General features: G+C 73.5%; 11 protein-coding genes. 5 read left to right on the forward strand and 6 right to left on the reverse strand.

The genetic code is table 11. The annotated features are described in order from the left end of the window. Positions 1–21 precede the first annotated feature (21 nt). Both PIJ49_RS15420 and PIJ49_RS15425 read right to left on the reverse strand, forming a co-directional pair. Positions 22–780, reverse strand: coding sequence for an HAD-IIB family hydrolase (locus PIJ49_RS15420; protein WP_271827001.1), 759 nt, complete (start codon positions 778–780; stop codon positions 22–24). A gap of 70 nt (positions 781–850) precedes the next feature. Continuing rightward, the gene (locus PIJ49_RS15425) at positions 851–1,444 is read right to left on the reverse strand and encodes a nitroreductase family protein (protein WP_066652018.1); all 594 of its coding nucleotides are present in this window, start codon (positions 1,442–1,444) and stop codon (positions 851–853) included. 174 nt (positions 1,445–1,618) lie between these two features. Between PIJ49_RS15425 and PIJ49_RS15430 the strand changes: the two genes are divergently transcribed. Further along, positions 1,619–2,542 (forward strand): AEC family transporter, encoded by a 924-nt coding sequence (locus tag PIJ49_RS15430; protein ID WP_066652019.1) that lies wholly within the window; start codon positions 1,619–1,621, stop codon positions 2,540–2,542. 362 nt (positions 2,543–2,904) lie between these two features. Here the strand turns inward: PIJ49_RS15430 and PIJ49_RS15435 are convergent, their stop codons facing one another. The 3 genes from PIJ49_RS15435 to PIJ49_RS15445 form a co-directional block, all read right to left on the reverse strand. Continuing rightward, on the reverse strand, positions 2,905–3,741 hold the full coding sequence (locus tag PIJ49_RS15435; RefSeq protein WP_271827003.1) for an exodeoxyribonuclease III: 837 nt from the start codon (positions 3,739–3,741) through the stop codon (positions 2,905–2,907). Positions 3,742–3,961: 220 nt separating this feature from the next. Beyond that, positions 3,962–5,320, reverse strand: a complete 1,359-nt coding sequence (locus PIJ49_RS15440; RefSeq protein WP_251154127.1) for a M23 family metallopeptidase — start codon at positions 5,318–5,320, stop codon at positions 3,962–3,964. Between the two features lie 93 nt (positions 5,321–5,413). After that, entirely contained in the window at positions 5,414–7,102 is a 1,689-nt protein-coding gene (locus tag PIJ49_RS15445; protein WP_271827005.1) for a hypothetical protein, read from the reverse strand. Positions 7,103–7,178: 76 nt separating this feature from the next. Here PIJ49_RS15445 and pyrE point away from each other — a divergent pair, with 76 nt between their 5' ends. Together pyrE and PIJ49_RS15455 are read left to right on the forward strand one after the other, a co-directional pair. Then, positions 7,179–7,730, forward strand: coding sequence for an orotate phosphoribosyltransferase (gene pyrE / locus PIJ49_RS15450; protein ID WP_058729844.1), 552 nt, complete (start codon positions 7,179–7,181; stop codon positions 7,728–7,730). Further along, entirely contained in the window at positions 7,727–10,156 is a 2,430-nt protein-coding gene (locus PIJ49_RS15455; RefSeq protein ID WP_271827006.1) for a hypothetical protein, read from the forward strand. The genes pyrE and PIJ49_RS15455 overlap by 4 nt, the downstream gene beginning before the upstream one ends. 146 nt (positions 10,157–10,302) lie before the next feature. On the opposite strand, the gene PIJ49_RS15460 is transcribed toward PIJ49_RS15455, so the two are convergent. Beyond that, a complete protein-coding gene (locus PIJ49_RS15460) occupies positions 10,303–11,256 on the reverse strand; it encodes an aldo/keto reductase (protein ID WP_066652028.1) in 954 nt (317 codons plus the stop codon). Positions 11,257–11,347: 91 nt separating this feature from the next. Here PIJ49_RS15460 and PIJ49_RS15465 point away from each other — a divergent pair, with 91 nt between their 5' ends. Beyond that, the gene (locus PIJ49_RS15465; protein ID WP_271827008.1) at positions 11,348–11,992 is read left to right on the forward strand and encodes a HEAT repeat domain-containing protein; all 645 of its coding nucleotides are present in this window, start codon (positions 11,348–11,350) and stop codon (positions 11,990–11,992) included. A gap of 349 nt (positions 11,993–12,341) precedes the next feature. After that, the gene (locus PIJ49_RS15470) at positions 12,342–13,637 is read left to right on the forward strand and encodes a calcium:cation antiporter family protein (RefSeq protein WP_271827009.1); all 1,296 of its coding nucleotides are present in this window, start codon (positions 12,342–12,344) and stop codon (positions 13,635–13,637) included. The last annotated feature ends 133 nt before the right edge of the window (positions 13,638–13,770 follow it).

Raw genomic sequence — 13,770 nt, forward strand, 5'->3', positions numbered from 1 at the left:
TCCCGTCCGTCCGTGTGCGCGTCAGCGCAGGGTGGGGATCAGGTCCGTGAGGAACGCGTCGGTATCCTCCCAGCCCTCCACCGCGTGGCAGGGCACGCCGATCGCCTTCACCGGGTAGTCGTTGCCCTCGGGGTCGAGGCGGTCGCCGACGAACAGCATGTCGTCGAGCGGGATGCCCGTCAGCTCGGCGAGGCGACGCATGCCGTACGCCTTGTCGATGCCCTTCCGGGTGATGTCGACGCTGGTCGACCCGCCGGAGCGGACCTCGAGGTCCGGGAGCTCCGCCTGGACGAGCCGACGCAGGTGGTCCTTCTTCTCGCCGGTCGGGTCCCAGCGCTTCTTGACGTCCACCGGAGCGGACTGGCCGAGCGCCGAGAAGGTGATCTGCGAGCCGCGGTCCTCGAGGATCTCGCCCCAGGTCTCCGACTCCCAGTAGCCAGCGGCCTTCGCCTGCGACTCGACGGCCGCGAGGGCACGGGCCTTCTCGTCGTCCGTCAGGTCCTCGGCGTACTGCAGGGCCCAGTCCGACCCGGACCAGCGGTAGTACGCCGTGCCGCACGTCGGGAGCAGGTGCAGGTCGTCGAGCACGAGGCCCTCGCGCTCGCGGAGCGGATGCACGAGCTGCTGCTCGAACTGCTGGAAGTTGCCGCCCGAGATCACCGCGACGGGCACGGTGGCGAGCAGCGCGGCGAACGTCTCGAGCATGCGCGGGTCGAGCGGGGACTTCGACGGCGCGAGGGTGTCGTCGAGGTCGAAGGCGACGAGGCGGGGCGTGGTCATGACACCGATTCTGTCAGGCCCGGTGGGCAGCGGGGTCCCGGCCGTCGTGGTGCGCTGCTGCGCGTCGTCCCTACTCCTTGACGAGGACGACCTCGTCGAGGGGCAGGCGGGTGCGCGGAGCGACCTCGCGCTCGGCGGCCTTCTCGTCGAGCTGCGACGGGTCTGCCACGGTGCCGATCGCGGTCACGGTGTAGGGGAGGAAGCGCTCGGGCAGGTCGAAGGCGGCGCGGAGGCCCTCGGCGTCGATGCCGGCCATCTGGTGCACGTGGAGGCCCTCGGCGTGCGCCTGGACGGTCAGCGCGGTGAGGGACTGGCCGAGGTCGTACTGTGCGAAGGGGCGCTCGTCGCCGTCCTCGGTCGTGGTCTCGAGGATGCCGACCACCAGGGCGCTGGCGCGGAAGGCCCACGCGGCGTTGAAGCCGAGCAGGTTGTCGTTGATCTTCGCGAACGTGTCCGTGCCGCGACGGCCGGCGACGAAGCGGCGCGGCTGGTGGTTCATCGCGGACGCGGCCCAGCGAGCGGCCTCGAGGACGGCGTCGAGCTGGGCGTCGGTCATCGTCGCGGTGTCGTCGTAGGAGCGCGGGCTCCAGCGCTCCTCGAGCAGCGGCACGAGGGGCTGGCTGGAGTCGGTCGAACGGGAGAGCGTGTCGGGCGTCGAGGTCATGGTGCCTGCAACGGTATTCGATGCGAACGCATTTCCCGGCTGAGTGACGTCACATGTGCGCCGGTCGGTCGCGGCCGGCCGCGGTCGTGCCCGCTGTGCCACGTGTGCTCGGCCGGCCGCACGTGTTGCCGTCCTGGTCGCCGTCCGTGCCGTCGGGCTGCGAGGATGGGGGCGATGGGTGGCGTGTTGACGGGGTTCGCGATCATCGGCGCGATCATCGCCGCCGGCTACGTGGTCGGGCGCGTCCGCCTGCTCGGCCCGCACGCGCAGTTCGTGATGAGCCGTCTGGCGTTCTTCGTGCTCATGCCGTGCCTGCTCTTCCACACCATCGCCACGGCGCACATCGAGTCCTTGCTCTCCCCGATGCTCTGGGTGTCGCTGGTCAGCGCCGTCACGGTCGGGCTCGTCGCCGTCGCGGTGTTCCGCCTGGTGCTCCGGCGGTCCGTCGCCACGACCACGGTCGGGGCCCTGGCGTCCGGGTACGTGAACGCGAACAACATCGGTCTGCCGGTCGCGGTGTACGTCCTCGGCCAGGCCACCGCGGTCGTCCCGGTCATCCTGCTGCAGCTCGTCGTGCTGGCCCCGCTCGCCCTGACGGTCCTCGACGCGGCGACGGCGGGCGGTGGCGGCTGGCGGTCCCGGGTCGTCGGGCCGTTCCGGAACCCGATCATCATCGCCTCGCTCGTCGGGCTCGTGTGCTCCGCGCTCCGCCTCGAGCTGCCGGCGCCCGTGCTCGAACCGTTCTCGTTGGTCGGTGCTGCTGCGGTGCCCGTGGTGCTGCTGTCGTTCGGCATGAGCCTGCACGGCGCGACCCCGCTACGTGACCGTGCCACACGACCGGACGTGCTCGTGGCCTCGGCGCTCAAGCTGCTCGTCATGCCGGCGGTGGCGTACGTCGTCGCCCGGTTCGTCTTCGGGCTCGACGACCAGGACGTCTTCGTCCTCACCACCCTGGGGGCGCTGCCGGCGGCCCAGAACGTGTTCAACTACGCCCAGCGCTACCAGGCGGCCGTCCCGGTGGCGCGCGACGTGGTGCTCGTCTCGACGATCGGCGCCGTCCCGGTCCTGGTCGTCATCGCCGCGCTCCTGCACCCCTAGCGCGCGGGCGCGCCAGCCGGGCCTGCCGGTGCCTGCCCTGCCGGTGCCGCCTGTGGCCTGCCGATGCTGACCGGGTCCGTCGATGCCGACCGGGCCATTCCTGTCACGTTCAGCGGGGTCGGCCGACCGATTGAGCCCGGTCGGTGACCAGCGCGCGGCACGTCGTGCACGCTCGCGGTGGTCCGAGCGGGCACAGGGTGGCCTCGAGCGCGCTCGGAGACGACAGGGACGGGCGCGCTCGGAGACGACAGGGATGGGCGCGCTCGGGGACGTCAGCGGCGGGCGCGCTCGGGGACGTCAGGGGCGGGCGCGCTCCGCAACCGCGGGTGCGGCGCCGGCTGTCGGTCGGGACCGGGCCGGCGTCAGAAGATCATCGGACGATCGTCGTCGAGCGAGGTCTCCAGGTCGAGGTCGACCGACACCGGGACGTGGTCGCTCGGGGCGTCACCCTTGCGCTCGTCGCGGTGGATCGTGGCGCCGACGGTGACGTCCGCGAACGCCTGCGACCCGCGCACGAAGTCGATGCGCATGCCCTCGTTGCGGGGGAAGCGGAGCGACTTGTAGTCCCAGTAGGTGTAGCCCTCTGGCACGAGGGGGCGGACGACGTCCTGCAGCCCGCGGGTCTCGAACTCGCGGAACGCCGCACGCTCCGGCTCGCTGACGTGCGTGGCGCCCTCGAACACCCGGAGGTCCCAGACGTCCTGGTCGAGCGGCGCGACGTTCCAGTCGCCCATCAGCGCGAGCGGGGTGTCCGGTTCGGCGTCGAGCCACTCGGTCGTGCGGTCGGCCAGCTGTGCGAGCCAGTCGAGCTTGTACGTGTAGTGCGGGTCACCGAGCTCCCGGCCGTTCGGGACGTAGAGGCTCCACAGCCGGACACCGTCGACGGTGACGCCCATCGCCCGTGCCTCGACCGGCAGGTCCGGCCCCTCGTGGCCCTTGAGGAAGCCGGGCTGACCGGGGAAGTCGCGGGTGACGTCCTCCATCGGCAGGCGACTGGCGAACGCGACGCCGTTCCACTGGTTCAGCCCGTGCGCCTCGACCTGGTAACCGGCCGCCTCGAACGCCTCGACCGGGAACTGCTCCGGCTTGCACTTGATCTCCTGCATGCCGAGGACGTCGACGTCCTCGCGCACCAGCCAGTCGACGATCCGGCCCACTCGGGTGCGGACGGAGTTCACGTTCCAGGTCGCCACGCGCATGGGATCGAACCTACCGGTGACGGCTGGCACGCCGCTCGCGCCGGACCAGGAGCTGACACCCGGCGCGTCCGGCCCGACGCCGCTGGCCCGACGATTCTGGCCGGGTGTGCGACATCGCACCCGTCGATCGACAGGTGCGATGTCGGAGTCGCGGCGTGACGCGCGCCGCAAGCCGTACAGCGCCGACGTGCGACGCGCGCCGCCCGCCGTGCGCTCCGGACTAGAGGCGGACGCCCCGCGCCGCCATGAACGGAGCCGGGTCGATCGTGGCGCCGTTGATGTGGACCTCGTAGTGCAGGTGGCAGCCGGTCGAGTTGCCCGTCGAGCCGACCAGGGCGATGAGCTGCCCCGCCGAGACCCGCTGGCCGGGGGAGACCCGGAAGCCACCGTTCACGATGTGGCCGTACGCGGTCGAGACACCGCCGCCGTGGTTGATGCGGACGTAGTTGCCGTACCCGCCGTACCAGCCGACGTACTCGACCGTGCCGGACGAGGCCGCGACGATCGCCGTCGAGCAGCCGCTCGTCAGGTCGAGTCCGTCGTGCTTCGTGACGCGACCGGTGATCGGGTGCACGCGGTACCCGTACGGGCTGATGACGTAGCCACCGCCGGGGCGCACCCAGCCGGTGCCGGAGCCGGAACCGACCCCGCCGCCCCCGCCGCCACCGCCGGCAGCCGGAGCGGGCGCACCGCCGCCGCCACCGCCACCGCGGTTCGCTGCCGCCGCCTGTGCGTCGGCCAGCCGCTGGGCTTCGCGCTGCCGTGCGGCCTCGGCCTCCTGCCGGGCCTTCTCCTCAGCCGCCTTGCGGACCTTCTCACCCTCGGCGAACTCGGCCTCGGTGCGCACACGCCCCGAGGTCAGGGTCGCGAGCTGGGCGTCGAGCCGCGCCTTGTTCTCCTGCTGCTCGTCGTACGCGGCCTGGACCTTGTCGGCGGCTGCCTGGGCCGCCTGCATCTTGCGCTCGGCCTCGGCCGCGAGCTCGTCGAGCGCCTTCGACGCGCGGTCGGCCTGCGCGGTCAGCGACCGGGCGACCGAGGCGTCGGCGCTCGCCGCTGCCTCGACCCGCTCGGCCTGCTCCGACAGCTTGCTCAGGGCGCCGAGGTCGTACAGCAGGTCGCGGGCGTCCTCGCCCTCGGCCAGGACCGACGCCGTCACGTCGGCGCCACCGTGCCGCGCCATCTGCGCCGCGAACTGCCCCGCCTGCGACGCGCTGCGCTCGGCGATCTCGGCGTGCTCGTCGGCCTCGGCACGGAGCTTCTGCTCGGTGGCCGCGGCTTCCTGCGCTTCGCTCTGCGCGTCGAAGAAGTCGTCACCGAGGCGCTTCGCCTCGGCCTCGGCTTCCTGCACCTGGTCCGACAGCCCGGAGATGACCCCGCGGATCTTCGTGATCTGCTCCTGCTTCGCGGACTCCTGCCCCCGGGCCGCCATGACCTCGTCCCACGAGGGGTACTTCGCGGCGCTCGCGCTCGGCGCGTCGACGAGCACCGTCGCGAGCAGGCCGGCGAGGGCCAGGCCGGTGGCGGCGATGCGGAGACGGAGGGCGGGGCGCGGGACGCGGTGGCTTGTGGGACGAGTCACGGGGTCGAGCCTATACATCCGTACAGCCGGCGCGACACGCCGCCGCGCCGCCTGTGGAGAACTCCCGAGGGCATCGCGGGCCGCGACCGCGCCTCAGAAGCCCCGCTCGCGACGGATGGCGTCCGCGCTGCCGACCACGTCGCGCTGCAGGACGGCCGCCCCGACCGTGCCCGCGTAGTCGTAGACGTCGAACCCGGTGCAGTGCGTGATGGTCGCCGGCGCCCCGAGCGAGTCCTCGACCGCGGTCGTCCAGACGTCGTTGGCACCGATCACCACGAAGGTCGGTCTGGCGTCCCGGTAGGCGCCGAGGTCGACGAGCCACGGGTAGGTCTCGAACGTGTCCCGGACCTGCAGGAGCTCGACGTCGTCGGACGCGTACGCCGCCAGGGGCCGGACGGTCCAGAACTGCCCGACGCCGGTGACCTGCCGTCCGTCCGCCCAGCGGTCCAGGCAGTCCGCCGGCGCGTACCGGGCCGTCGCGACGGTGCTGACCGTGGTCGGGGCGACGGCCGCCCCACCCAGCAGGACCACCGCCGCGGCGATCGCCGCGGCGAGCTGCACGCCGCGGCGCGGCCGGTGCACCCGGGTGCGACGGACGGCGGAGCGCACGAGCTCGGCGACGGCGACGAGCGCCAGGAGCGGTGCGGTCACGATCGGCTCGAGGTACCGCGGTGTCTCCGACCCGGCGACGACCACCCCGACGGACACCGCCACGACCGTCACGAGCGGCAGCACGGTCGCGACGAGCACGGTCCGCGCGGTCCGCACCCGCCAGGCCCAGACCGTGCCGCCGACGGCCAGCACCACGCCCGCGAAGAGCAGCAGCAGCTCGGCGTCGCCACGGGCCGACCCGGCGCGGTCGTCGGTCAGGGCCGCGAAGAAGGCGAGCGTCCGGCCCGCCTGCTCCGGGTGCACGTAGGTCGACGGGTCGAGCGACACGAACGGGGCGAGCGGCATCCGGAGCAGGTACCCGATGACGGAACCGGCGACGAGGACGGCCGACATCCACCCGGTCGGACGCCAGGGGACGCGTCGCGCGAGCGAGAGCAGCACGAGGGTCACGACGACGGGCGCCGCCGACCACGGGACGTACAACGGGTTCGACGCCGTGGTGCACGCGGCGACGAGGCCGGTCACGACGAGGACGACGACGGAGGCGCGGCCGGTCCGGACCGCGCGGAGCACCAGGACCGCGGTGCCGAGCATGGCGAGCAGGGCGCCGTAGTAGTAGGTCGTCGTCAGGAGGAGTGATCCGAGCTCGAGTGAGGTCGCAGTTGCCGTGTACTCCGTGAGCACGATCGCGGTCACGAACCCGAGTGCGACGGCGGACACCGCGATCCTGGCCGACCGGCGTGCGGCCGGCATGAGCTCGTTCGCCGCCGCCCGCACCAGCGCGTACACGGCGAGCAGCACGAGCACGCCGTTCAGCGCCAGCGCCTGCTGCGGGGTCGCGGTGACGAGGGAGCAGAGCAGGTAGACGGGCAGCTCGGGGAAGAAGAACAGGGCCGGTGACATCGCCCACTCGAACGGCTGCCCGAGCCGGATCGACCGTTCGACGAGCGGCAGCAGGACGGAGTCGCCGTCGTACCAGAGCAGGGCGACCCGCTCGGTGACCAGGACGTGGCCGAGGGCGATGACGGACAGGGCGAGCGCGACGGCGGCGCCCAGTGCCTCCTGGCCGGACGCGACCCACCTGCGGCGCGACGGCGGACCCGCCGGAGCGATCGCGACCGGCTCCGGGACCGCAGCGCGGCCGGACGGGCCGGGCGCGACGGGTGACATGAGCGGAGCGTACCGAGCGAGCCGTGACGCCGCCTGGCGATGGCGTTCCGGGGCCGAGCGACTACCCTTGTGGGCTGTGACCGACACGCGCGACCAGCTGATCCAGCACATCTCCGCAGACGCGGTGTTCCACGGCGACTTCACGCTCACCAGCGGCAAGCAGGCGTCGTACTACATCGACCTGCGCAAGGTGAGCCTCGACCACCGGGTCGCTCCGCTCATCGGTCAGGTGATGACGGACCTGCTGCAGCAGGTGCCGGACGTCGACGCCGTCGGTGGCCTCACCATGGGCGCCGACCCGATCGCGAGTGCCGTGCTGCACCAGGCCGCGGCGCGCGGCCTCGCCTACGACGCGTTCGTGGTGCGCAAGGAGCCGAAGGACCACGGCCGCGGCCGCCAGGTCGAGGGTCCGGACGTCCGCGGCAAGCGCGTCGTCGTGCTCGAGGACACCTCCACGACGGGCGGCTCGCCGCTCAAGGCCGCCGAGGCGCTCGAGCGCGAGGGCGCGATCATCGCCGCAGTGGCCGTCGTCGTCGACCGCGACACCGGCGCGAAGGAGCGGATCGAGGCGGCCGGCTACCCCTACTTCGCCGCGATCGGACTGGCCGACCTGGGGCTGAGCGCGTGACCGGGGAGCGTCCGGACGACGCGCGCGATCCCGACCGTCCGTCCGGCCCGACAGACGGGTCGGACGACCGGGAGGCCCTGCGCGCGTCCGGCTCGGACGCTCCGTTCCGCGGTCTCCGCAGTGCCGCCGACATCTTCGGTGCGCCGCGTGGTGCCGACGAGTGGCCCTCGCGCCGCGAGCGGCGCGAGGCGGAGCGGGCCGCTCGTGAGACCGGCGCGCCGCTGCCGGAGCCGTTCGAGCCGGAGGCCGTCGATCCCGCACCGGTCGCGCCCGCACCGGTCGTGCCGGCGCCGCCCGTCGGCGACCGTGAGGCCGGGTCCGGGCCGGGGTCCACGTCCGGGGCTGCGTCCGGATCCGAGTCCGACGAGGATGCCGGGGCGACCCAGGCGATCCACATGGGCGACGAGCTCCGCGAGCCGTCGGAGAACCCGCAGGCGACGGTCGAGCACGAGCGCGAGACGCTCGGGGACCGCATCCCGCCCGCTGCGCCGGTGCCGCCGACGAGCACGGTCTCGCACCCGTCCTCGATCTCGCTGCCGACCGCGATGCGCCACCGGGACGAGCGCGCTGCCGAGAACCGCGCCGTCGACGACGAGCGACGACGTGCCGACCCGTTCGGCCAGGGGCGCAGCGACGTCGACTGGCTCGGGCGGGTCACCGGGTCACAGCCGGGAACGCCCGCGCCGACGCCGACCGGGCCGGTCGCGCAGCCGCTCGGGGTCGAGAACGTCCTGCCGCCCGCGCCGGCACCCACGAACGAGCCGCCGAGCTTCACCGAGCTGCTGCGCCTGCAGGGAGCGGGTGACGCTGCCCCGGCCGGCGCGACGGAACGACCCTTCGACTGGGCGATCCGGGACGACGAGACCGGCGAGGTCCCGACGACGCTGACGACCGGCCGGTTCGACACCACGGCACTCGGGGCGGGGTCGTGGTCGCTCGCGGACGAGGCGGACGACGACGTGGTCGCGGGCGAGGTCGACACGCCTGCCGGTGGGCTCCCGAGCGGGCTGCTCGCGGCGCCGGTGCCGGCACCGGTGCCGGCACCGCTGCCGGTACCCGCTCCGGTGCCGACGTCGGCCCCGGAGGATGCGAAGGACGACGACGTGGCACGGACGACGGCGCTGCCGTCGGTGCAGGACGACGACCGGGGCGACCGCGAACACCGCGACGACGATGCACGGACGACGGCGCTGCCGGCCGTGGGCGGTGTCGGACGTGACGACTCCGCTGCGGACGCGCCGATGCCCGTCGCTGCAGCGGCGACCCCCTGGTGGGCGGAGCCCGACGCCACCGTGCCGCCGACCGCGGCGCCGCCGCTGATCGAACCGGCGTCGTCGGACGCCACCGCTGCGTACCCGGCGCACCTCCCGCCGTCCGTCGGCCAGGACCTCCGGGGGCTGGCCGGCGATCGCGACGCCCGCAACGACCGCCGCGACGATGACGACGTCCACGACGAGCGGTACGACGAGCACCCCGTCGAGCGCCTGCCCGCCGCTGCACCGGACGACCTCGACCAGGACGAGTGGGACGGCCGCGAGACGAGCGACACGAGCGTCATCAAGGACCTGTTCGGCACGGCTGCGGTCGGGCAGCTCGGCGACACCGGGTACGACCCCGAGGACTCGGGGACGCGCATGATGCCCGCGGTCGCCGCTCCGGCCGGCGCTCCCGGTCGTGACGGGACGCCCGGTGCACGCGCAGCAACCCCTGGGACGGCTCCCGACCGCACGGCCTCGGGGAGCACGGCTCCCGGCGACGGCGGCGGACGGGACAACTTCATCAACGAGGGCTTCGGGCGGCTCGCGGGCGAGGGCAAGCGCGGCAAGCAGTTGCTCGTGATCGGCGCCGTCGTGCTCATCGTGGTGCTGCTCGTGGCGGTCTTCGGGCTCACCCGCTGGATCCTCGGGAACTCCATCAGCGAGGAGAGCGCTCCCGCGGCGGGCGCGTCGTCCGCCGCTGCGTCGGCCGCTCCCTCGGACGAGCCCTCGGCAGAGCAGTCCACCGAGGCCGCCGCGGCCCCCGCGCCGCCGCTGCAGTTCGCGACCGCCCAGGCCGCCCCGGGTGAGCACGCCTGGAACGAGCTCGCCGGCGGTGAGTGCCTGTCGCCGTTCACCGACGCCTGGGCGCAGTCCTTCACGGTGGTCGACTGCACGGCAGCGCACGCCGGGCAGCTGACCGCCCGCATCCAGGTCGAGGCCGGAGCGTGGCCGGGGCCGGACGACCTGGCGGCGCAGGCGGCCCAGGTGTGCCAGACCGCCCAGGCAGTCGACACCGCGGCGGCGGCGCGGTACGGCGACGTGCAGGTGCAGGGCACCTACGCGCCCGACCAGGAGACCTGGGACCGCGGCAACACCTTCATCTCGTGCTTCGCGACGCGCTCGAGCGGCCAGCCGTTGACCGGCTCGCTCGCCCCGAGCGGCACCTGACCCGATCCCCTCTCCGCAAGACGCAACGTCGGCGGTTCCTCGCAGCGTTGTACCGCTGCGAGCAACCGCCGACGTTGCGTTTCGCGAGGGTAGCCGCGCCGCAGGGCCGCGGGCGCGGGGGCGCAGGGCGGGGTGGGCGGCGCCGGTCAGGACGCGGCGGGGACCCGCGCGGACGCCTCGTCCAGGGTGCGGAGCTCCTCGGCGCCCAGCTCGAGGTCCGCGGACGCCAGGAGCGCCGGCAGCTGCTCGGTGTTCCGCGCGCTCGCGATCGGTGCGACGACGTCCGGCTGGGCCTGCAGCCAGGCGAGGGCGACCGATGCGATCTCGGCCTCGTGCGCCTCGGCGATGCGGGAGAGCGCGTCGACCACGGCCAGTCCCTCGTCCGAGAAGTAGCCCGACACCTGCCCCTCGCGGTCCTTGCCGGCGAAGTCGTCCTTCGTGCGGTACTTCCCGGTCAGGAACCCGGCGGCGAGGGCGAAGTAGGGCACGACCCCCAGGCCCTCGGACGCTGCGAGCGGGGCGATGTCCGACTCGTAGGGCTCACGGGTGACGAGGTTGTAGTGCGGCTGGATCGCGACGGGCAGCGCCAGCCCGTTCTCCTTGGCGATGCGGATCCACTCCTCGGCACGCGGACGCGAGTAGTTCGAGATCGCCGTGTACCGGACGAGGCCCTCCTGCACGAGCTGGTCGAACGCACGGACGGTCTCCTCGAGCGGGGTGTCCTGGTCGTCGAAGTGCGCGTAGTACAGGTCGATCCGGTCGGTGCCCAGCCGCTCGAGGCTCGCGCGGGCAGCCGCGGCGACGTTCGACGCCGACAGCCCGCTGTACTGCGGGTGCTGCGAGACCTTCGTCGCGACCACGACGTCGTCGCGCTTCCCGGACGCGCGGAGCCACGAGCCGATGACGCGCTCCGACTCGCCGCCCTCGTTGCCCGGCGCCCACGCGGAGTACACGTCCGCGGTGTCGACGAAGTCGCCGCCGGCCGAGGTGTACGCGTCGAGCACCCGGTGCGAGGTCTGCTCGTCGGCGGTCCAGCCGAAGACGTTGCCGCCGAGGGCGAGGGGGAACACGTGCAGGTCACTGGTTCCGATGCGGGGCATGGGGAGTCCTTCCGGTGCGGTACGGGTCCCGTCCACGCTATGCCTCGCCTGCGTGCACGTGACCAGCGGGTACCCGGTGTTGCATGAGGGGATGACCACCCTCGCCGACGACCTCACCGACCCCCGCTCGTCCGTCCGACTCCGTGCCGTGATGGCCGCCGGCACCGAGGCGAGGCCGTCCGACCTCGAGGTGCTCGTCGAACGCTGTGCCGTCGAGCCGGACCTGCAGGTGCGCGAGGCCCTGACGTGGGCGCTCGTCAGGCTGCCGGCAGAGACCGTCGTGCCCCGGCTGACGGACGAGCTGCACCGTCCCGAGGCGCAGGCGCGCTCGCAGGCGCTCCACACCCTGTCGAAGATCCGCGACGGGTCGGTGTACCCCGAGGTGGCCGACCGGCTCGGCGACGACGACCCCGGTGTGCGTCGGACGGCCTGGCGCGCGGCCGTCCTGCTCGCTCCGGCCGAGGAGGGTCCCGCCCTCGCCCGACGCCTCGCCCGCGAACTCGGTCAGGGTGACCGGGAGACCCGACTCGCGCTGAGCCGTGCGCTGGTCTCCCTCGGCGAGGACGTCGTCGCCCCCGTCCTGGCAGACGCGTCCGATCGTCGCGGTGAGGCCGTCCGCGCGCACGTCGACGAGACCGAACGACTGCTCGCCGACCCGGACGCCGGGTCGGCGCTCGCACTCGAACGCGCCCGTCGCGAGATGGCGCTCGGACGCGGTAAACGCGCCTCCGGGTGACCACCTGACGGACGGGAGGCCCGTGGCTGCGCCGCCACGGGCCTCCCGTCCGACGCGCGGTGCGCCACGAGCGCGTCCCGCCGTTCCGGGGCGGGCCGCGGAAGACCCGGATTCGGGTCGACGAACAGGCCCGATCGGCTTGCGCACGCGGATCGGAGCGCGCCAAGGTGGACGGCGAAGGGGAGTAGCTCCCAGCGCGTGCATCGACACACTGGCCATCACGACGATCGGCCCGGTGCACCACCTGCCGGTCCCACCCGGCGGGCGAGCGAGACCTTCGGCCGTTCTGCCGTGCCGAAGCGCTCCCCACCCCTGCGCGATCGGTGCGGCCCGACCAAGGGACCATCCCGTGATCGACATCTCACCCGTCCGCGTCGTCGATGCCGACGCACCGCCCGCCCGCATGGGCCGCAGCGCCTGGGGGCGCATCGCGATCTGCATCGTGATCGCCCTGCCCGCCGTGGTCTTCCGCGTCACGGGCTCCGCCCCGAACCCCGTCGTCGACCTGCTGGTCTTCGGCGGTGCGGTGGTCGCCGCCTCGTTCCTGCTCGCCTGGGCCGCCGAGGCCGCGCAGAAGGACATCTCCGGCGCGCTCGCCATCGCGATCCTCGCGCTCATCGCCGTGCTGCCCGAGTACGCCGTCGACCTGTACTACGCGTTCCGCTCCGGGTACGACCCGTCGTACGAGCAGTTCGCCGCCGCGAACATGACCGGCTCGAACCGGCTGCTGCTCGGGTTCGGCTGGCCCCTCGTCGTGGTGATCTCGCTGCTCGTCGCCCGCCGGTACGTCCGCGCCGGCACCCTGCCCCGGTCGGCGACGACGGTGCTGCAGCTGGAGCAGTCCTCGCGGCTGGACATCGGCTTCCTGGCGCTCCTGGCGGTCGTCGCGTTCCTCATCCCGCTGATGGGCTCGATCCCGCTCTGGTTCGGGTTCGTGCTGCTCGCCGCCTTCGTCGCGTACCTGTGGCGGGCATCGCAGGCGCCGGACGACGGCGGCGACGAGGAGATGGTCGGCATGGCGGGGAACATCGCCTCGATGCCGCAGCGTGCGCGACGCTGGACGATCGTCGCGCTGTTCGTCGTGGCCGCCGCCGTCATCCTGTCGTCGGCGGAGCCGTTCGCGGACGCACTCGTCGAGTCGGGGAGCGCGCTCGGCATCGACAGCTACTTCCTCGTGCAGTGGCTCGCGCCGCTCGCGACCGAGGCGCCCGAGTTCATCGTCGCAGCGCTCTTCGCCCTGCGCGGGATGGGCGGCGCGGCGATCGGGACGCTCATCGCGTCGAAGGTCAACCAGTGGTCGCTGCTCGTCGGGTCGCTGCCGATCGCCCACGTGCTCGGTGGCGGGACGACGGGCGGGCTGCCGCTCGACGGTCGGCAGGTCGAGGAGTTCGTGCTCACCGCGTCGCAGACCGTGCTGGGCGTGGCGATCATCATCGCGCTGCGCTTCCACCGGTGGTCGGCGATCGCGCTCGTGGCGCTGTTCGCGGTGCAGTTCGTGGTGACGGACACGAGCGGGCGGTGGGTGCTGAGCGGGGTGCACGTGGTCGCGGCGCTCGTGGTGCTGTGGATCAACCGGAAGGACATCGTGCCGACGTTGCGGGCCCCGTTCCGGCGGGCCGGCGCCGCCGGCGTTCCGGCCGCGTAGGCGGCGGCGCGGCTCCGCCCGCGGCCGCGGCCGCGGCCGCGGGGGGTGCGGTCGGTTGCGGTCGCAAGACGTCCCGCACGCGGCCGCTCCGGTGGGACGACGAGCCCTACGCGCTCGTAAACCTCGCACGAAG

The sequence above is a fragment of the Curtobacterium uvaldense genome, from assembly GCF_028307415.1.
Classification (GTDB): Bacteria; Actinomycetota; Actinomycetes; order Actinomycetales; family Microbacteriaceae; genus Curtobacterium.

Coding starts and splice junctions, on each gene's coding strand:
- PIJ49_RS15435 (WP_271827003.1), bottom strand. CDS start 3,741: ATGCGCGTGGCGACCTGGAACGTGAACTCCGTCCGCACCCGAGTGGGC.
- PIJ49_RS15465 (WP_271827008.1), top strand. CDS start 11,348: ATGACCACCCTCGCCGACGACCTCACCGACCCCCGCTCGTCCGTCCGA.
- PIJ49_RS15425 (WP_066652018.1), bottom strand. CDS start 1,444: ATGACCTCGACGCCCGACACGCTCTCCCGTTCGACCGACTCCAGCCAG.
- PIJ49_RS15420 (WP_271827001.1), bottom strand. CDS start 780: ATGACCACGCCCCGCCTCGTCGCCTTCGACCTCGACGACACCCTCGCG.
- PIJ49_RS15430 (WP_066652019.1), top strand. CDS start 1,619: ATGGGTGGCGTGTTGACGGGGTTCGCGATCATCGGCGCGATCATCGCC.
- PIJ49_RS15460 (WP_066652028.1), bottom strand. CDS start 11,256: ATGCCCCGCATCGGAACCAGTGACCTGCACGTGTTCCCCCTCGCCCTC.
- PIJ49_RS15445 (WP_271827005.1), bottom strand. CDS start 7,102: ATGTCACCCGTCGCGCCCGGCCCGTCCGGCCGCGCTGCGGTCCCGGAG.